Source organism: Myxococcus hansupus, from assembly GCF_000280925.3.
GTDB lineage: Bacteria > Myxococcota > Myxococcia > Myxococcales > Myxococcaceae > Myxococcus > Myxococcus hansupus.
The window spans coordinates 5,505,740-5,524,849 of sequence record NZ_CP012109.1 but is presented as its reverse complement, the minus strand read 5'-3'; the positions used below and the strand labels follow the sequence as shown (position 1 = coordinate 5,524,849).

The 19,110-nt window shown below is 69.2% G+C and carries 15 protein-coding genes; 9 read left to right on the top strand and 6 right to left on the bottom strand.

From position 1 onward, the window contains the following. Positions 1 to 83 precede the first annotated feature (83 nt). Together A176_RS21330 and A176_RS21325 are read left to right on the top strand one after the other, a co-directional pair. Positions 84 to 1,412 (top strand): tetratricopeptide repeat protein, encoded by a 1,329-nt coding sequence (locus tag A176_RS21330; protein WP_002639121.1) that lies wholly within the window; start codon positions 84 to 86, stop codon positions 1,410 to 1,412. 62 nt (positions 1,413 to 1,474) lie between these two features. Further along, positions 1,475 to 1,909 (top strand): hypothetical protein, encoded by a 435-nt coding sequence (locus A176_RS21325; RefSeq protein ID WP_044890057.1) that lies wholly within the window; start codon positions 1,475 to 1,477, stop codon positions 1,907 to 1,909. Between the two features lie 15 nt (positions 1,910 to 1,924). Here A176_RS21325 and A176_RS21320 read toward each other — a convergent pair whose 3' ends face one another. The 3 genes from A176_RS21320 to A176_RS21310 form a co-directional block, all read right to left on the bottom strand. Then, the gene (locus tag A176_RS21320; protein WP_049872461.1) at positions 1,925 to 2,794 is read right to left on the bottom strand and encodes an FHA domain-containing protein; all 870 of its coding nucleotides are present in this window, start codon (positions 2,792 to 2,794) and stop codon (positions 1,925 to 1,927) included. 115 nt (positions 2,795 to 2,909) lie between these two features. After that, positions 2,910 to 3,680: a YqjF family protein gene (locus A176_RS21315; RefSeq protein ID WP_002639124.1), complete on the bottom strand. Its 771-nt coding sequence runs from the start codon at positions 3,678 to 3,680 to the stop codon at positions 2,910 to 2,912. Positions 3,681 to 3,776: 96 nt separating this feature from the next. Continuing rightward, positions 3,777 to 4,400, bottom strand: a complete 624-nt coding sequence (locus A176_RS21310; protein WP_002639125.1) for a hypothetical protein — start codon at positions 4,398 to 4,400, stop codon at positions 3,777 to 3,779. A gap of 168 nt (positions 4,401 to 4,568) precedes the next feature. Between A176_RS21310 and A176_RS21305 the strand changes: the two genes are divergently transcribed. Next, entirely contained in the window at positions 4,569 to 5,771 is a 1,203-nt protein-coding gene (locus A176_RS21305) for a carbohydrate-binding family 9-like protein (RefSeq protein ID WP_002639126.1), read from the top strand. A gap of 12 nt (positions 5,772 to 5,783) precedes the next feature. On the opposite strand, the gene A176_RS21300 is transcribed toward A176_RS21305, so the two are convergent. Both A176_RS21300 and A176_RS21295 read right to left on the bottom strand, forming a co-directional pair. Continuing rightward, entirely contained in the window at positions 5,784 to 6,038 is a 255-nt protein-coding gene (locus tag A176_RS21300) for a hypothetical protein (protein WP_002639127.1), read from the bottom strand. Positions 6,039 to 6,043: 5 nt separating this feature from the next. Next, positions 6,044 to 8,503, bottom strand: coding sequence for a DNA internalization-related competence protein ComEC/Rec2 (locus A176_RS21295; RefSeq protein ID WP_044890059.1), 2,460 nt, complete (start codon positions 8,501 to 8,503; stop codon positions 6,044 to 6,046). Positions 8,504 to 8,686: 183 nt separating this feature from the next. Here A176_RS21295 and A176_RS21290 point away from each other — a divergent pair, with 183 nt between their 5' ends. Both A176_RS21290 and A176_RS21285 read left to right on the top strand, forming a co-directional pair. Further along, positions 8,687 to 9,181 (top strand): CarD family transcriptional regulator, encoded by a 495-nt coding sequence (locus A176_RS21290; RefSeq protein ID WP_002639129.1) that lies wholly within the window; start codon positions 8,687 to 8,689, stop codon positions 9,179 to 9,181. Positions 9,182 to 9,252: 71 nt separating this feature from the next. Continuing rightward, a complete protein-coding gene (locus A176_RS21285; RefSeq protein ID WP_002639130.1) occupies positions 9,253 to 9,900 on the top strand; it encodes a hypothetical protein in 648 nt (215 codons plus the stop codon). Here the strand turns inward: A176_RS21285 and A176_RS21280 are convergent. Continuing rightward, a complete protein-coding gene (locus A176_RS21280; protein WP_082282931.1) occupies positions 9,878 to 11,599 on the bottom strand; it encodes an FHA domain-containing protein in 1,722 nt (573 codons plus the stop codon). The genes A176_RS21285 and A176_RS21280 overlap by 23 nt on opposite strands. 122 nt (positions 11,600 to 11,721) lie before the next feature. Between A176_RS21280 and cysS the strand changes: the two genes are divergently transcribed. The 4 genes from cysS to uvrC are packed head-to-tail and all read left to right on the top strand — an operon-like array spanning position 11,722 to position 19,053. Beyond that, on the top strand, positions 11,722 to 13,191 hold the full coding sequence (cysS, locus tag A176_RS21275; protein ID WP_002639133.1) for a cysteine--tRNA ligase: 1,470 nt from the start codon (positions 11,722 to 11,724) through the stop codon (positions 13,189 to 13,191). 47 nt (positions 13,192 to 13,238) lie between these two features. Continuing rightward, a complete protein-coding gene (locus tag A176_RS21270; protein ID WP_021781260.1) occupies positions 13,239 to 14,918 on the top strand; it encodes a M28 family metallopeptidase in 1,680 nt (559 codons plus the stop codon). 53 nt (positions 14,919 to 14,971) lie between these two features. Continuing rightward, positions 14,972 to 17,092 (top strand): excinuclease ABC subunit UvrB, encoded by a 2,121-nt coding sequence (uvrB, locus tag A176_RS21265; RefSeq protein ID WP_002639135.1) that lies wholly within the window; start codon positions 14,972 to 14,974, stop codon positions 17,090 to 17,092. A 20-nt stretch (positions 17,093 to 17,112) separates the two neighbouring features. Beyond that, positions 17,113 to 19,053, top strand: coding sequence for an excinuclease ABC subunit UvrC (uvrC, locus tag A176_RS21260; protein ID WP_002639136.1), 1,941 nt, complete (start codon positions 17,113 to 17,115; stop codon positions 19,051 to 19,053). Positions 19,054 to 19,110: the final 57 nt, after the last annotated feature.

Here is a 19,110-nt window from a genome sequence, read left to right as displayed (position 1 = left end):
GGTGGCCCCTGGCTCGTGGATGGGCGCTGACGGCGCCCTGGTTTTTCTGCTACGGCTCTCGGTGGGATACCCCGGGAGCCGTCATGGTCGTCTTGCGCAGACTCGTCATCGCGCTGTCCACGGCAACGCTGTTGGGCGCCGCCGAGCCTTCTGCCGCGGCCCGGGCGGCCTTCCTTCGCGGTGAAGCCGCGCTGACGCGGGGCCGGTGGGACGAGGCTGCGGCGGCCTATCGAGAGGCCCTCTCCGCGACGCCCGGCTACGCCTCCGCCCTCAACGGCCTGGGCAGCGTGCTCTTCCGAAAGGGGCAGGTGAAGGAGGCGCTCACGTCCTTCCGCGAAGCCACCCAGGCCGACCCGGACTACAAGATGGCCTGGTTCAACCTGGGCTACGCGGCGCGCAAGTCCGGAGACATGGCCACCGCGGCGCAGGCCTATGAGCGCTACACGCAGCTCGAGCCTGGGGATGCTGACGGCTACTACGGGTTGGGGGAGAGCTACCGGCAACTCGGCCGGAAGCCAGAGGCGGTCGCCGCGTATCAGGCGTACATCACCCGGGAGCATCGCAAGGGGGAGCAGGTCTGGGTCCGCAAGGCGACCGAGCACCTGAAGGCCCTGGGGGCCGAGCCGCTTCCGACGCCGGTCGTTGTCGAGGCCGCGACACTCGCCGTGGCCGCCGCGCCCGCGGATTCCGAGGCGCCCCGGACGTCCAACCCCGCGCTGGCGGCCGCGCGCATCCGGGATGGCGACGCGCTGATGAAGGAGCGCCGCTACCGTGAGGCGGCCTTCGCGTTCCTGGACGCGTCGCACGCGGACGTGGGCCACGTGGAGGCCCTGTTCAAGCTGGGCAATGCGCTGGCGGTGCTGGGCTACTACGGGCAGGCGGTGGCGCAGTGGGAGCGCGCCACCGAACTGACGCAGGACGCCGCCATCCGCCAGAGCGCGAAGGAGAACATCGACCGCGCCCGGGCGAAGCAGGCGCAGTTGGGCGCGTCGCCGCAGGCGGCGGGATTGGCGCCGGGCTCGGGCCCCGTGGCGGACACGACGCGCGCCCAGGCCCGCCGCGCGTATGAGCAGGGCGTGCAGCGCATCGCCGCGCAGGACTTCAGCGGCGCTTTGGCGAGCCTCTCCCAGGCCATTCAGCAAGAGCCCATGTTGGCGGTGGCCTATGTCGCGCGAGGCAGCGCGAACATCGGCCTGCGTCGCTACGCGGAGGCCGCCTCGGACTACCAGTACGCGCTGGAGCTGGAGCCGGCGACGGCCTCGCCGCTTTACGGGCTGGCCGAATCTTTCCGCGCGATGGGCCGGACGCTGGAGGCACGCGACCTCTACGAGCGCTATGCCGCTTCCTCCGCCGCGGATGTCCGGCCGCAGCTCCAGGAGGAATCCCGACAGAAGTCCGCGCGCCTGCGTTGACGGGCAGGCAGGAAGCCTGGGGGCAGGTGGACCGTGTCAGCCCCAAGCATTAGCTTCCATGAATGACCGGGCACGACGCGGCATCCAACGGACGGCAGGTCTTCAGGCCCCGCAGGGTCCTCGCAGCGGCCATGGCCGCCGCGGGTCTCCTCTGGGTGGCCGTGCTGGTGTACCTGCTGCGCTTCTTTGATCAGGTCCCGCTCCAGACGTTCCTGTCGGCGGGCTTCTTCGTCCTCTTCTTCGCCGTGTCGCTCACGTACTACGGGCGCACGCTCATCGTGGTGGACGCCCGCGGAATCACCTACCGCGGCATGGTGCGGACCCGGCGCTTCACCTTCGCGGACATCCGCAAGCTGGATGTGCTGCCCGGGCCCGTGACGGTCTACGCCGTCCGGGGCAAGGCGGGGCTGGTCCACTTCACCAGCTTCTTCCGGCACCACCAGCAACTGGCCCGGCTCCTCGTGGAGCGCGCCGGGCTGGGGCCCACGCCGGGTTAGCCGTCACGGGCTTCTTCACGATGCCCCGGTCGCGAGCAGCCAGGTGACGGCGACACCCGCGGACGCGGCCACCGCGCCCAGGCCAATCAGCCACCATTCGCCTCGGGATTTGGGCGCTGGGGGCGTGGCTTCCGGTGACAGGGCCCCGGTGGGCTCGCTGGGAGTGGGGACGGATGGCTCGGCGGGAGCGGGCGGTGGTTCCTCCCGAGGTGCTAGAGCGGGTGGCGCCGGTTCCTCCACCGCGCCCTGGAAGCGGAGCAAGGAGCGTCCCATCTCGATGACGTCTCCATCCGCCAGGGGCGCGCGCGTCTCGACTCGCTGGCCGTTGAGGAAGACGCCGTTGGGGCTGCCCAGGTCTTCCAGTGAGAAGCCCCCCTCTTCGTGAATGACGCGGGCATGAGTCCGGGACACGGCCCTGTCCCGCAGGCGAAGCCCCACGTCACTGCCTCGGCCAATCTCCGTCTGGGACTCCGCGAGCGCGTGGACCCGTCCCACGTCCAGTCCGGTGAGACAGGTGAGGGTGGCCGCGCGGGACGTCCCCAGCTCAGGCGCTCCGGTGAGCAGTCCCTTCAGGAGCGCCACCGTTCCCACGCTCCGTTCGGCCACGGACGCTTGAAGGACGCGCAGCCCCATGTCGTCGGGCAGGCCGAGCGCCTCGCCGGGCATCACCAGCCGGGGCACGCCAGGAGGAACGAGGACGCCATTGATGGTGAAGGTGTGCGCGGCTTCGACCATGAGCCGCTGCGCCTCGATGCGGAGGCGGAGCAGCTTGGGCGGGAGGCCAGCCAGATGGATGTCGTCGTCCGGACCGCCGCCCAGCAGGTGGAGGCCCTCGGCGAGTTCGAAAGGGGTGGTGGTGCCCAGGTGCTCGAATTCGAAGCGCATGGGCACTGGCGCGAGCAAATCGCTGGCCGACGCCGAAGCCCGGTGTTTCGCGGGCTTGTCTCCCAGGCGCGTCCCGGTGACGGCCCGCGCCGTCCGGGGCCCGGGACGCTCCGGCTCAGGCCGCGCGAGGCGCGTCCGGGGCGGGGGGCACGTGGGTCTCCGGGCTCAGGCGCGCGCCAGGATAGACGGCCACGGCGGAGCCATCCGCGACGAAGGCGGAGCTGGGCTTGCCATGCAGGAAGGGGACGAACTGCTTCCCGTACATGCCCTCCACGTCGACTTCGAGCTGGGAGGCGTCCACCGACCACACGGACCAGCGGGGATGTTCCACGCGGTACTCCGCGCAGCCGCCGTCCCGCTGCGCGGTGTAGCCCCAGTAGTGCTCGGTGATGAACTCCGCCTCCGAGCCGGGCTCACTGGCGACAGGGGCCCCCCGCGTCGTCGCGGACAGGTGCTGCCACCGCCCACCGGCCTTCCAGGCGTATTCGACCCGGCCGGCGGCGCCCGACTCCGCACCGTCCATCTCCACGACATGTCGCATGGGCAGCGCGACGTAGGGCTCGTTGTAGAGCACGCGCGCCACGGTGGCGATGGCCTGTCGCGGGACGATTTCCTTCACGAACACGACGCCCCGCCGCCAGCCGTCGGACGCGAGGTGCCGCACGTAGAAGCGCAGGTTCACCTCGTCGAAGTTCTGGTGGAAGGGCACGGGCAGGCCGCGCACGCGCGTTTCCAGGAAGCGGAAGCCCACCATGCTCGCGTACGTCCGGCCTTGCCAGGTGTCGAGCTCCGTCCCTCGTGGAACGAGCGGCCGGAGGACCTCTGGCGCCACCTCGTAGTTGAGCATCAGGAGATACCGCCACGAGGCCGTGAGGAAGGGACGCATGCCCTGGGCCTAATGCGCGGGGTGTCTCGAAGTCCAACCGCGACGGGTGACGCACGTGTCACGCGCTCACCCGTCGCAGAAGTTGGAGTGCTGTCGCTACCAGGTCGCGCCGATGTTCAGCGTGCCGGCGTAGCTGCCGCCGCTGCTGAAGTTGCGGTCGCCAATCGTGACGTCGCCGGGCGGGGCGTTCGCCGCGAACTCCTGGTCGAGGAGGAAGTTGTAGTGGACGCGCGCGTCAGCGGTGAAGCTGCCCATGTGGAGGCGCAGGCCGCCGCCCACGGGGATGTTGGCCACCGTGTCATCCGCGAAGGCGAGCGTGGGCGCCCGCACGTTGTACCGGCTCAGGCCCAGACCGCCCAGGACGTAGGGCTGGAGGGGCGCGGCGCCCAGGCCCAGCGTGGCCAGCGCGTGCGCGCCGTTTCGCACCAGGTCCGGGCCGCTGGTGGACCCTGTCAGGACGCGCCGGTCGAAGTTGTTGATGGCGCCCGAGTAACCCAGTTCGATACCCAGCACCTTCGTGGGCTTGATGGCCACCGTCACGCCGTAGCCAAGGCCCGGGTTGATGTCGGAGCCCAGTGAGTTCGTGTAGCCCTCGATACCGCCACCGATGAGGAACGTCAGGCCCCGCATGTCCGCGGAGGACTCCAGCCGCTCCTGTGCCATGGCGCTCCCTGCTCCCAGCACGCCCACCACCGCTCCCACCTTGAGTAGAGTCTTCATCCGCGCCTCCCCTTGGGGCTGAATCACTGTTTGAGGCGAGAACATGGGAGCAGCCGCTCGGCATGACAATTGCCGAGGCCGCAACCCGCGGAGGTCATCCTGGTTGCCTGCCCGCTCAGCGCGCGGTGGCCCCATCCGGTGTGAACCCCGCTAGGATGCGCGGCCCCGATGCGTCTTCCGTCCTCTGTCCTCGCTCCGCTTCTGGCCATCACCTGTCTTGCCTCCGCCTGTCGTGATGAGCAGGCCGGGCCCCGCGCGCGCGAACCGCGCATCCCCGCGCCCACGCAGTTGCGCTCCCTGGATGCCGCGCCCGCGGACCTCACGTACCGCAGCGGCGCGACGTTTGGCGGCGGGGCGGTGGTGTACCTGGGCTCGAAGGTGTCGCCGGAGCGCGCCGCGCCGGGCACGCAGGTGCGGCTGTCCCACTACTTCCAGGCGGTGCGTCCGCCGCCTCGGGGGTTCAGCTTCTTCGTCCACGTGGTGGACCCCACCAGTGGTGGGATGTTGACCAACGCGGACCATGAGGTCCAGGGCGGCGCCGCGCCGCTCGAGTCCTGGCCGGTGGGCAAGGTCATCGAGGACGTCCACACGGTGGCGATGCCCAACGTGCCCGGACGCGTGGTGATGGGCTTCTGGAGGGGCGACTCGCGGTTGACGGTGGATGACGCGAAAGCCCACGACGGCACGCAGCGGATGCTGGGGCCCGAACTGGGCGGCGAAGCCCCGTCGCTTCCCGAGTACTCCGTGCCACGCGTGAGCCAGCCGCCCACCATTGACGGCGTGTTGGACGACGCCGCGTGGAAGCTGGCGAAGCCGGTGGTGCTGCGCCGCAGCTTTGACGGGAGCGCCGCGCGCCTTCGCACCGAGGCGCGGCTGGTCCATGACGGCACGTCGCTGTACGTGGCCTTCGACGTCGAGGACCCGGACGTGTGGGGCACGTTGCGCAAGCGGGATGACCCCATCTACGAGGAGGAGGTGGTGGAAGTCTTCCTCGACGCGAACGCGGATGGGCGCACGTACAACGAACTGCAGGTGTCCCCGCACAACGTCATCTTCGACGCGTACTTCCCCGCGCGCCGGCAGGGCATGGACCGCTCGTGGGATTCAGGGATGAAGTCCGCCGTGAAGGTGCGCGGCACGCTGGATGACCCGTCGGACCGTGACGAGGGCTGGACGGTGGAGATGCAGATTCCCTTCGACCGGCTGGCCGAGGTGCCGCACATCCCGCCCCGGCCGGGCGACCGCTGGCGCTTCAACCTCTACCGGTTGGAGCACCATGACCGGCGCACCGTGGAGGGGCAGTCCTTCTCGCCCCTCTTCGTCGGTGACTTCCACGCGTTGCCGCGCTTCGGCTGGCTCGTGTTCGAATGAGGGTGCCCGCGCTCACGCGTGGGGGCTGATGTCCCAGTGCGCGTCCGCCACCGAGCGCTCGGTGGGGTCGCCCAGGAAGCGGAGGAAGCCGCGCAGCTCCATCGTGTCGATGAGCTCCTCGGCCTCCAGCTCCGAAAAGCCGCGCATGTCCACGAGCAGGTTTCGCATGACGGACTTGCCGCGCAGGTAACCCACGGGTTCTCCCGGGCCGAGCGCGTGCTTCAAATCGGCGGTGAGCTGCTGGAGGTCGATGTCCTCTGAAATCATCGGCCTCAAGGTGGGGATGGGTGGGCGACTCGGGCAACTGGCGTCGCCGTTTCAGCGGGCTCGGTTGGCAGGAAGGGGAGCAGGCGGACGTCGCGGCCATCGCTCTCCACCGTGACGGCGCCGTGGTGGTCCGTTCGCCAGCACTCACTTCCCACCGCGCGGTAGCGGGCCTCCACCTCGGGGTGGGGGAAGCCGTAGCGGTTGCGCCGGCCCACGCAGAAGACGACGTGCCGGGGCCGCGTCCGTGCCAGCAGGGCTTCCGTGGAGGACGTGCGCGAGCCGTGGTGCGGCGCCTTCATCACCGTCACGGGGCCCAACCGCTCGGCCAGGGCTTCCTCGCCATCCGCCTCCACGTCCCCCGTGAGGAGCACGGTGACGTCGCCGTGGCGCACGAGCAGCACCACGCTCCGGTCATTGGCGCCTTCCAGCAGCTCGCGTGCATCCGGACCGGGAGGCCCGAGCACCTCGAGCGTGGCCTCGCCCAGGCGCAGGGGCGGGTGCCCCACCTCGACTTCTTCCACGAGGGCGTCTTTCGCGGCGGACACCACCTGCCGGATGAGGGGGCCTTCCTCTTCTCCCGCGGGCAGCCAGAGCCGCTCCGTGGGCACGTGCTGCAACGCGGACGCGAGCCCGAGCGCATGGTCCGGGTGCGGATGGGACAGCACGGCCAGCGCCAGCCGGGAGATGCCTTCCTGTTTCAGGAACGGGAGGATGAAGCGCTCCGCGGTGTCCATGCCGCCGGGGACACCGCCGCCATCCACGAGCATGTGTTCGCCGCCGGAGCTGAGCACCACCGAGTCCCCCTGGCCCACGGCGAGGAAGGTGACGCGCATCCCGGGGCGCGGCGCGAGCACGGGGCTCAGCATCGCGAGGACGACGGCCGCGGGCGCCAGCAGGCCACCCAGCCGCCAGCGCCCCGTCCCCAGTGCCCAGGTGAGCAGGCCCACCGCGTAGAGCGCCGACAGGAAGCCCAGGGACGGGACTTCCACCGAGGCCAGCGGCGCCGCGGCGAAGAGGCGCGTCAGCACCAGCAGCAGCTCGGAGGCCCAGGCGCCCGCCCACAGCACCGGCGTGGCCAGCCCGGGCGCGACGACGAAGAGCGCGGCGCCTCCGGCGGCCAGCCCCGTGAGCAGCCCGCAGAGGGGCAGGGCGATGACGTTCGAGACGAGCCCCGCCAGGCTCACCCGCCCGAAGGCCGCGGCGACAATGGGCAGTCCCGACAGCGTCGCGGCGGCGCTCGCGCAGAACGTCTGGGCCACCGTCTCCTTCGCCTGTCCCCACCAGCGCAGCATGCGGCGAGGCTCGGCGGGGTCCGGCTCCTCGAGGGGCAACGCTTCTCTCAGCGGCGGTGACAGCAGCACCAGCCCGAAGACGGCGAGGAACGAGAGCCGCAGCGACAGGTCGACCACGCTGGAGGGCGCCCAGGCCACGAGCACCACGGCGGCCGCCGCGAGCCCGTTGAGTCCATCCGCGCGCTTCCACAAGGCCAGCCCGAGGAGCACCACCGTAGCCATCACCGCGGAGCGAACCGCGGGCGGTTGGTTGTCGGTGAAGACGACGTAGGCCCAGACAAACGGCACCGACAAAGGCGCCGCCACCTGCCTTGCGTCGAGCGTCCGCCAGCGTTCGCCCGTGCGGACCACCAACCGCCGCAGCACCGCGAGCGTCATCAACGCCAGCGCCGCGACATGGAGCCCGCTCACGCTCAGTACATGGGCCAGCCCCGCGCGGGAAAACGCGTCCTCCCACGTGTCATCCAACGCCGCGCGCTGCCCCGCGGCGAGCGTGAGGAAGAGCGCGGCCGCGTCCTCCGAAGGCGCCACCTCGCGGACCGCCACCGCCAGCCGCGTGCGCGTGTCCTCCAACACCACGCGCCACGCCGGGGCAGGGGAGAGCACCAACAGCCGCTTCGCATCCAATCCACCCGTGAAGGCCACGCCTTGCCGCCGCCGCGTCACCCCGAAGTCCTTCTCGCCAGGATTGGACGGCGGGGCGTCCGGCATCAGCTTCGTCTCCGCCCGGACGCGCTGACCGGGGAGCAGGGACGGCGGCTCGCCCCGCAGCGACAGGTTCATCCGGAACCGCACGGCCTCCAACGGCCCTGAAGGCAGCCCCGCACGGGCGACCGCCAACCGGACGCGTGTCGTCCCGTCGAAGCGCTCCACGCGCTCCGTTTCACCTTCGACGATGACAGGCCGTCCCTGCGTGAGCGCCTCGGGGACCTCGACGCGGGACTCCCAACGGCCCAGCCCCGCGCCCGCCGCCCAGAGCGACGCCAGCACGGCCAGATGGGCACCAGGCAGCCTGCCGAGCGCCAGTCCGAGTGCTCCCAGGAAAAGCCCGCAAACGAGAAATGGACCACCCGGCGCGCTTGTTACCGGGGCGCAGAGGGCTCCGAGTGACAGGCTCAGGGCGGGAAAGAAGAGGGGACGCGCGCCGAGGTCGCGCCAAGCATGACGTTCCACCTTCCCACCCCCACCCGCCGCCCGTCACACTGGTGCACACATCTGCCGACACCGCGTGCAGAAACCGACAACGTAGTCGGGCGCGTCCTGGGTGGTCAAGGCGATATCGTTGCCCGTGGATGTGGTTTGTGGTAGTAGTGCCCGGCTGAAAGGCCGGGATCGAGTCTTTCAAGGAGGCAGTGAGTGCAGACCAGCTTCAAGACTGGTGACAAGGCGGTCTACCCGGGCCAGGGCGTCGGTGAGGTGATGGGTATCGAACACACCGAGGTGGCCGGGCAGCGCCAGTCCTTCTACGTGCTGCGCATCCTGGAGAACGGAATGCGGATCATGATCCCGATCAACAAGGTCGGGTCGGTCGGTCTCCGGGAGATCATCAGCGAGGAGGACGTCAAGCAGGTCTACTCCATCCTGAGGGAGAAGGACATCTCCGTTGACTCCACGACGTGGAACCGTCGTTACCGGGAGTACATGGAGAAGATCAAGACGGGCTCGGTGTTCGAAATCGCCGAGGTGCTCCGCGACCTGTACCTCCTGAAGGGCGACAAGGACCTGTCCTTCGGTGAGCGCAAGATGCTGGACACGGCTCGCTCGCTGCTCATCAAGGAGCTGTCGCTGGCCAAGGACTGCACCGAGGAAGAGATCGAGTCGGACCTGAAGAAGATCTTCAACCTGGCCTGAGCGGGCTGGGCTGCCGTCCAAGACTCGTCGCCCCGGGTTCCCGTTCAGGGGGCTCGGGGCTTTGTCTTTCCATGACTGAGCCACAGACGAAGTCAGCCTCGGAGGAGGAGCGGGACCGGCGCATCGCCGAGCTCGAGGCCCGGATGTCGCGCCGCCGCGTGGGGGTGCGCCCGGTGGCGGCGGTCATGGCCATCGCCGTGGGCGTGGCCCTGTTTACGATGCAGTGGAGAGACTTGTCGTACTTCCTGTCGCCCAGCGTGCCGCTGACGTTGGGGGCGGAAGGGGCGTACCGCTTCGAGGCGCTCGGCTCCAACCGCTACGCGCAGGTGCACGGCGTGCCCACGGTCCGAGGCGCCTATGAGCGGGTGGAGGGTGGGCTGTTCGTGCTGGTGGGGCTGCGCGATTCCCCCTTCGTGGTGCGGCGCGAGGCGCTTCCGGGAGAGCAGTGGACGGAGGGTCGTCCACCGCCGCAGCCCGACCAGCGGCCCTTCGCTGTCCGGGGGCGGCTGTTGGCTCAGGACGATGCGCCCCGCTACCGCGACGCGCTCGCGCTGATGCAGCAGATGGGCGAGGTGCAGCCGCACGAGGGACGCCTGTGGCTCCTCGTCGAGGGCGAGCGGCCCGGCGCGGACCGCGGCTTGATGCTGGTCGCCCTGGCGTTGGTCAGCTTCGTGGTGCTCAACGCCATGTTGCTCGTCAGGGGGCTGAAGCGCCGCTGAGCCGGGCGAGGTGCTCCCGCGCTTCGCGGTTGCCCGTGTCGTGCTTCAGGGCCTGTTCGAAGGCGGTGCGCGCCTCGGTGGACCGGCCCGCGGCGACATGGTCGACGCCGACTTGGAGGTGCAGCCGTGACAACTGCTTGCGCAGCGGCGGACCGTGTTTGCTCCAGCCGTGAGCAAGGGCGTCGTCCACGGAGAGCGCGATCGACAGTTGGGCGATGGCCTCGGGGAGGTCTCCCTTCGCCTGGGCCTTGCGTGCCGTGGCCGCGGCGGTCTCGAACCGGACGAGCTGCTCATGCAGGCCGGTCAGGTTCTCCGTCTGCGCCAACTCCTTCGCGGCCGTGACGTTTCCTGCTTCGTAGAAGCGCAGGACCTCGGTTTCCTTTCCGGTCCCGGTCGGCGCCGTGGCGGACGCATCTCCCGAGGATGGGGCTTGCGTGCGTGGCCGTGCGTCGGGCGCACGGCTCCGGGGAGAACTGCCAGGGTCGGCGGTCCGTGATGGTGCCTGTCGCTCGATGTCCGCCGAAGCGTCGCGGCCCGTCGTGGCGCGTTCGCTCGTGGTGACGGAGACGGGACGCACCTGTTTCGTGGTCCCCCTCGCGACGTTCAGCGCGCTGATGCCCGTCGCCGTGGGCGTCACCGGCTCCTGGGAGGTTCGGGGCGTCGTCCCGCTGCCGTCGCGGGACGTCGAGGGCTCGCGGTCAGACCTGGTGTTGGACGACTCGGGCGCCGCACCGGAGTGCACGGCGTTGGTGCCCGGCTTTGCCTCGGAGTTCACCCCAGCGGCGCTTGGCGCTGTACCGGCGCCGGCCCCACGTGAGCCAGTCCCATGGGCTCCTTGGGGCGCAGCCACACCCGTCGCGCCGACGCCCGCTCGCGCATCCGGGGCCGCCGTGCCCGCTGTTCCCGCTCCACCCGGATTCGAGGTCGGCGTGCCATGTGCCGCCAGCGGGGCCGCCCCTTCATTCGGGGACGGCGGCGCCTCCGCGTCACCCGCCGCGCGCAGGGAGAACAGGGCGATGAGCGCGGCCACGCCCGAGCCGACGGCCGCCGCCGCCAAGGCCACGCCCAGGGAGCTCAATCCCCTGCGAGGTCTCGGCGCCTCGGCGGCGCTGGCCACGGGCACGCCCAGCGCGGGCGTACCGCCATGTCCCCGCAGGCGCAGCAGCGCATTGCCGAGGGAAATCTCATCCCCCGGCATCAGCTCGACCTCCGAGGCGATGCGGTGCCGGTTGAGGAAGGTGCCGTTCTGACTGCTGAGGTCCTTCAGGAAGAACCGGTCCCCCCGCCGCGTCAGGTGCGCATGGCGCCGGCTGATGGACGGATGCTGCAACCGGAGGTCCGACGAGGACGAGCGCCCCATCACCAGCGAGCCCTGTTTCACGGGGACGAGCTGCCCGGCGCCCGGACCTCGTTCGACGTACAGGAAGGCGGGCGCATAGCCCGGGTCCGAATACTCGTGAGACGTGTCAAAGCCGGAAGCGAGCTCCCGGTCGTGGTTGCCCCGTGCGCCCGGCCCGTGCCGCCGGCTCTTGCGTGAGCCCGCGGGGTACTGAGGGACGCGCTGGGGCCGAGGGTCGTCCGCTTGGAGTGGGTCGACCTCGTCGTCGTCGAACGGCAGCTCCACGTCGGAATCCTGGGACGCCTGCGTACCGGGCGGGCGGGGCGGCCGAGGCGGCCGCTTGGGGTTCGGTGGAGCCATGGTGGCCATTCTCCCAGATTGGAGGCGGTGACGAACCCCTCTCGAATACTGGCCTGTCCGGGACCCGAGACTCTAGAGTGAGGGGCACACCCACGCCTATGGACCCAAGAGGATTGCCGCACGTGACCCCGCCCGCCATCCGGCTCTTCAACACGATGACCATGCAGAAGGAGCTGCTGCAGCCCGCTGTCCCGGGCGAAGTGGGGGTCTACGTCTGTGGTCCTACCGTCTACAGCTATATCCATATCGGGAATGCGCGCACCTTCACCTCCTTCGACGTGGTGGTCCGCTACCTCCGTCACCGGGGCCTGAAGGTCCGCTACGTCCGCAACTTCACGGACGTGGACGACAAAATCATCAAGGCCGCGGCGGAGACGGGCGAGGCGCCCGTGGCGCTGGCCGCGCGCTTCGTGGAGCTCTTCCGCGAGGACGCCAAGGCGCTGCACCTGTTGGAGCCGGACGTGGCGCCGCGCGTGAGCGACCACCTGCCGGAAATCATCGCCATCATCCAGAAGCTCGTGGACAAGGGCCACGCCTACGCGTCGCAGGGAGACGTGTACTTCTCGGTGAGCAGTGATGCGGACTACGCGAAGCTGTCCAAGCGCAACCTGGACGACTTGTGCGTGGGTGACCGCGTGCAGCCGGGAGAGCAGAAGCGCGAGCCGCTCGACTTCGCGCTGTGGAAGGCCGCCAAGCCCGGCGAGCCCGCGTGGGACAGCCCCTGGGGCCCGGGGCGGCCCGGCTGGCACATCGAGTGCTCCGCCATGAGCGCCAAGTACCTGGGTGAGACGTTCGACATCCACGGCGGCGCGCTGGACCTCATCTTCCCCCACCACGAAAACGAAATCGCGCAGAGCGAGTCCGCCAACGGCGTGACCTTCGCCCGGTACTGGATGCACTGCGGCTTCCTGGACCTGGAAGGCGCGAAGATGTCCAAGTCGCTGGGCAACGTGGTGCGCCTGCGCGACGCGCTGACCAAGGTGGACCCGGAGGCGCTGCGCTTCTTCTTCCTCTCCACGCACTACCGCCACCCGCTGGCCTTCTCCGACAAGGCGTTGGCGGACGCGGAAGCGCGCATGGAGTACTTCTACGAGACGCTCCGCAAGGTCGACGAGCGCGTGGCGGGCAAGGACTTCGGCAAGGGCCCGCTGCACGGCGAGCCCCATCGCTTCTTTGGCGAGTTCGAGTCCGCCATGGACGACGACTTCAACTCCGCGGGCGGCCTGGGTTCGCTGTCGGGGCTCTTCGGGATGATGAACGAGCTCGCGGACAAGCCGCCGGTGAAGGACAAGGCGCTGATGGGCCGGACGCTCCAGGCGTTGCGGGAGGACGTGCGCCGGGTGTCCGGCGTGCTGGGCCTCTTCGAGGACGCGCCGGACGCGTGGCTGCTGCGCCGCCGGGAGCGCGCCGTGCGTGAGCGCGGCATCGACGTGGCGGACGTGGAGCGCCTGCTGGGCGAGCGCACCGCGGCTCGCGCCGCCAAGGACTTCGCCGCCGCGGACCGGGTGCGAAGCGAGTTGAAGCAGAAGGGCGTGGAAATCATGGACACGCCCGCCGGCACGACGTGGAAGGTGGCGCCGGTCCAGGGTTGAGGCAGTGCTTCGGGTGTCCCGGGCTTCATGTTAGGGCTCGGGACACCATGATGCGCTCGCTGCCCCTGCTCCTCGCCCTCTGCTCCGCTCCCGCGTTCGCGCAGCGCGTGCCGCTGACGACGCCCGCGGAGAAGACCGCCTCCAGCGTCATTGCTCCGGAGGTGCTGCGCGCGCACGTGCGCTTCCTCGCTCATGACTTGCTGGAAGGGCGTGGACCGGGGACACGCGGTGACGCGCTGGGGCAGGCATACATCGCCGCGCAGTTCGAGGCGCTCGGGCTCAAGCCCCTGGGCACGGACGGCACCTACTTCCAGCCTTTCGATCTGGTGGGTGTCACCAGCAGCGCCCAGGACTTGTCGTTCAAGTCGGCCAAGGACGAGGTGCGCCTGAAGTTCCACCAGGACTTCATCGCCGTGTCCGGCGTGCAGGCGCCCGAGTCGAAGTTGGACGCGTCCGAGCTTGTCTTCGTGGGCTACGGAATCCAGGCGCCCGAGTATCAATGGGACGACTTCAAGGGGATGGACCTGCGCGGCAAGACGCTGCTCATCCTCAACAGCGACCCGGAAGATGACCCGCAGCTCTTCGCGGGAAAGACGCGGCTCTGGTACGGCCGTTGGGATTACAAGTACGAGCAGGCCGCGAAGATGGGCGCGGCGGGCGCCATCATCATCCACACCACGCCCAGCGCGGGCTACCCGTGGCAGGTGGTGCAGACGTCGTGGACGGGCGAGCAGTTCGAGCTGCCCGCCGCGGAGGGCCCCCGTCTCCAGGTGAAGGCCTGGACGACCGAGGCGGCCACGCGCCGGGTGTTGCAGCTCGCGGGCAAGGACCTGACCGCGTTGCAGGCCGCCGCGCAGAAGCGGGACTTCCAGCCCGTGCCGCTCGGGACGACGTTGACGACGCGCCTGACGAACACGGTGCGCCGCAGCCCCACCGCCAACGTGCTGGCGCTGCTGCCCGGCAGCGACCCGAAGCTGTCCCAGGAAGTGGTGCTGTACACCGCGCACCATGACCACCTGGGCAAGAAGGAAGGTGGCAAGCCGGGCGAGGACACCATCTACAACGGCGCGCTCGACAACGCTTCTGGCGTGGCGGCCATGCTCAACGTCGCCAAGGCGTTCGCGGCCCTGCCCAAGGCGCCGCGCCGCTCCATCCTCTTCGCCGCCGTCGCCGCGGAGGAGCAGGGCCTGCTGGGCTCGCAATACCTGGCGGAACACCCGCCCGTGCCCCACGGCCGCGTCGCCGCGAACCTCAACATCGACGGCGCCAACATCCACGGCCGCACGCGCGACATCACCGTCATTGGCCTGGGCAAATCCAACCTGGACGCCACGCTCACCGCGCTGGCGAAGACGCAGGGCCGGGTGGTGAAGGCGGACCAGCTTTCCGACCGGGGCTTCTTCTACCGTTCGGACCAGTTCAGCTTCGCCAAGCGGGGGATTCCCGCCGCCTACTTCGGCAGCGGGATGGACTTCATTGGCAAGCCGGAGGGCTGGGGCAAGCAGCAGCGGGAGCTCTGGGAGTCGAAGCACTACCACCAGCCGTCGGACGAGCTGCGCCCGGAATGGGACTTCTCCGGCGCGGTGGAGGACGTGCGCCTGTTCTTCCTGCTGGGCGCCCACGTGGCCCGCAGCTCCGACCTGCCGCGTTGGAACAAGGGCGACGAGTTCGAGGCCGCCCGGCTGCAGTCCCTGGAGGCGCTGAAGGGACAGGACACTTCGAAGTAGCACCGGCACGAACATCCGGCCTTCCCACCCGCGCGGTGTTAGATCTCGCGGGTATGCCGGACTTCCAACTCGTCAGCGAACACAATCCTGAAGGCGACCAGCCGCGGGCCATTGGCGAACTCACGCAGGGCGTCCAGCGGGGCGACCGCTATCAAACCCTCCTGGGGGTCACCGGTTCGGGCAAGACCTTCACGATGGCGAACATCATCGCCAACGTGCAGCGGCCCACGTTGGTGATGGCGCACAACAAGACGCTGGCCGCGCAGCTCTACGGCGAGTTCAAGTCGCTCTTCCCGCACAACGCCGTCGAGTACTTCGTTTCGTACTACGACTACTACCAGCCCGAGGCCTACGTCCCGTCGACGGACACCTTCATCGAGAAGGACTCGTCCATCAACGACAACATCGAGCGGATGCGCCACTCGGCCACCCACTCGCTGCGCACGCGGGACGACGTCATCATCGTGGCCAGCGTGTCGTGCATCTACGGCCTCGGCGCGGCCCGCAGCTACGTGGACCTGGCGGTGCGCGCAGCGGTGGGCGAGGAGATGGGCCGCGACACGTTCATGCGCAAGCTGGTGGAGGCCCAGTACAAGCGCAACGATTTGGACTTCCACCGCGGCACCTTCCGCGCCCGCGGTGACACCGTGGAGGTGTTCCCCGCGTACGAAGAGGAGCGCGCCGTGCGCGTCAGCTTCTTCGGCGACGAGGTGGAGCGTGTCACCGAGTTCGACCCGCTGCGTGGCGTGACGCTGGGCGCGCTGGAGAAAATCGTCATCTTCCCCGCCAGCCACTACGTGGCGGAAGAGGACGTGCGCCGCCGCGCCATCCAGACCATCCGCGACGAACTCACCGAGCAGCTTCAGACGTTCAAGCGCGAGGGCAAGCTGCTGGAGGCGCAGCGGCTGGAGCAGCGCGCCATGTTCGACCTGGAGATGATTGAGCAGGTCGGCTACTGCAGCGGCATCGAGAACTACTCCCGGCACTTCTCCGGGCGCTCCGCGGGCGAGCCGCCGCCGTGTCTCATCGACTACTTCCCGCGCAACCTGCTGGTGATGCTCGACGAGAGCCACCAGACAGTGCCGCAGATTGGCGCCATGTACCGGGGCGACCGCGCGCGCAAGGAGACGCTGGTGGGCTTTGGCTTCCGCCTTCCCAGCGCGCTGGACAACCGCCCGCTCAAGTTCGGGGAGTTCGAGGAGCTGGTGCCCCAGGCCATCTTTGTCTCCGCGACGCCCGCGGAGTACGAGCTGCAGAAGTCGCAGGGCGTGGTGGTGGAGCAGATCATCCGGCCCACGGGCCTGACGGACCCGGAGGTGGAGATTCGCCCCGTGGGCAATCAGGTGGACGACCTGCTGGAGGAGGTGCGCCAGCGCGTCACGCGCCAGGAGCGCGTCCTGGTGACGACGCTCACCAAGCGCATGGCGGAGGACCTCACGGAGTACTTCGCCGACGTGGGCGTGCGCGTGCGTTACCTGCACTCGGACATCGACGCGATTGAGCGCACCGCCATCATCCGGGACTTGCGCAAGGGCGAGTTCGACGTGCTGGTGGGCATCAACCTGCTGCGCGAGGGCCTGGACATCCCCGAGGTGTCGCTGGTGGCCATCCTCGACGCGGACAAGGAAGGCTTCCTGCGCAGCCACGTCTCCCTCATCCAGACGATTGGCCGTGCGGCCCGCAACGTCCACGGCCGCGTCATCATGTACGCCGACAACGTCACCGACTCGATGAAGAAGGCCTTGGAGGAGACGACGCGCCGCCGCGACATCCAGCGCCAGTACAACCTGGAGCACGGCATCACCCCGCGTTCGGTGAAGAGCAACATCACCGACCTGTCCGAGCACATCGCCTACGACGCGGGTGACGCGGGCGCCCTGCCCATGGCCGCCGAAGGCGAGGACGACGTCCTCCAGCCCAAGGAGATCAAGCGGCTCATTGAGGAGTTCACCAAGGAGATGCTCGCCGCCGCAGACGAGATGCAGTTCGAGAAGGCCGCCGAGTACCGCGACCGCGTGCAGCTCCTGAAGGACATGGACATGGGGCTCAAGCCCGCGTCGCGCTCGCTGCTGAGGGCGCCCGCGAAGGCGGCGGACGCGGAGCCCGCGAAGAAGAAGGGCCGTGGACGGGGCGGGAGCGGCGGAGGAGGCCGCTCCACCCGGGCCCGCCGGTAGCAGGGGAGGAGGGGGCCGTCATGGACGCGAAGCTTCTGGAGAAGCTGGACGCACTGCCCACCGAGCCCGGCGTGTACCTGATGAAGGACCGCCGCGGGCAGATCATCTACGTGGGCAAGGCCATCAACCTGCGCAGCCGCGTGCGCTCGTACTTCAACCGCACCGGCGACACACGCGTCTTCGTGTCGCTGTTGGATCAGCTTCTCGGTGACTTGGAGACGGTGCTCGTCAGCAACGAGAAGGAGGCGCTGCTCCTCGAAAACGAGCTCATCAAGAAGCACCGGCCGCGCTTCAACGTCCTGCTCAAGGACGACAAGCAGTTCATCTCGTTGCGGCTGGACAAGAGCCAGCCGTATCCGCGCCTGGAAGTGGTGCGCAAGTACGAGCGCGACGGCGCGCGCTACTTCGGGCCGTACTCCAGCGCGGGCGCCATCCGCGAGACGCTGCGGGTCATCAACCGCTTCTTCCACCTGCGGACCTGCACCGACCACGTGCTGGCCAACCGCAAGCGGCCCTGTCTGTTGCACCAGATTGGACGCTGCCCGGCGCCGTGCGTGTACCCGGTGCCGCAGGACGAGTACCACCGCAGCGTCAACGAAGTGGTGATGTTCCTGGAGGGCAAGGGCGGCGAGCTGGTGGAGGGCCTGCGCCTGCGCATGAAGCGCGCCGCCCAGGAGCTGAAGTTCGAAGAGGCCGCGCGGGTGAGGGATCAGCTCAGCGCCATCGAGCGCAGCCTGGAGCGCCAGAAGGTCGCCACCACGGACTTCAAGGACCAGGACGTCTTCGCCTTCCACCGCGAGGGCGACCGCATCCTGTTCTACGTCCTCTGGGTCCGGCAGGGCCGCCTCAATGGCGGCCAGGCCTTCCCCTTCGGCAGTCAGGAGTTCCCCGACGAGGAGCTGCTCGCCTCGTTCGTGAACCTCTACTACGACCAGGGCAGCTTCGTGCCCGAAGAGGTGCTGCTGCCGCTGGACCTGGAAGACGGCACGGAGGGCCTGGATGCGCTGCTCTCCGAGCGCAAGGGGGAGCGCGTTCGCGTGCTGGTGCCCAAGCGCGGCGAGAAGCTGGACCTGGTGAAGATGTCCGCGAAGAACGCGGAACAGGCCTTCGTGGAGCGCCGTCGCACGAAGGACGAGACGGACACCGTGCTGTCACGGCTCCAGCAGCGGCTGAGCCTGCGCAACTTCCCGCGCCGCATGGAGTGCTTCGACATCTCGCACTTCCAGGGCTCGGCCATCGTCGCCTCGCAGGTGGCGGTGACGGACGGGGACGCGGACAAGTCGCGTTACCGGAAGTACAAAATCAAGACCCTGGAGAAGCAGGACGACTTCGCCAGCATGTACGAGGTCATCTCGCGCAGGCTCAAGCGGGGCCTGGAGGACAACGACCTGCCGGACCTGCTCGTCATCGACGGTGGCAAGGGCCAGTTGGCCAGCGCGCACGCCGCGATGAAGGACGTGGGCGTGGAGACGGTGGACGTGGTGGGTCTGGCCAAGAGCCGCGACCTGGAAGTGTTCGACCGCGATGCCGAAAGCGCCCGGAGCCCCGAGCGCATCTTCGTGGTGGGGCGCAAGGACCCCATTGTCCTGTCCCAGAATTCAGCGGAGATGTTCATGCTCACGCGAATGCGGGACGAGGCCCACCGCTTCGCCATCACCTACCAGAAGCAGGTGCTGCGAAAGAGCCGGGTCCGGTCCGCGCTGGAAGACATTCCGGGGGTGGGTGAGACGCGGCGCAAGCAACTGTTGCGGCACTTCGGTTCGCTCAAGCGGGTGGGGGAGGCGTCCATCGAAGAACTCGCGGAGGTCGTTGGTCCCGCCATGGCGGAGCGCGTCCATGCGGGGCTTCATGGCCACCCGGATGAGGATGCGGAGGACCCCGTACGCGAGGCGTCCCTGGACGATGCGCACGAACCTGTGAACGAAAAAACGCGGGGAGGGCTGCCACCCGGGGCGGCGTGATTAATTTCCGCTGCAGACCTGCTGGGAAGTGCGCTGGAAGCGCGACGTTCCTGGGGT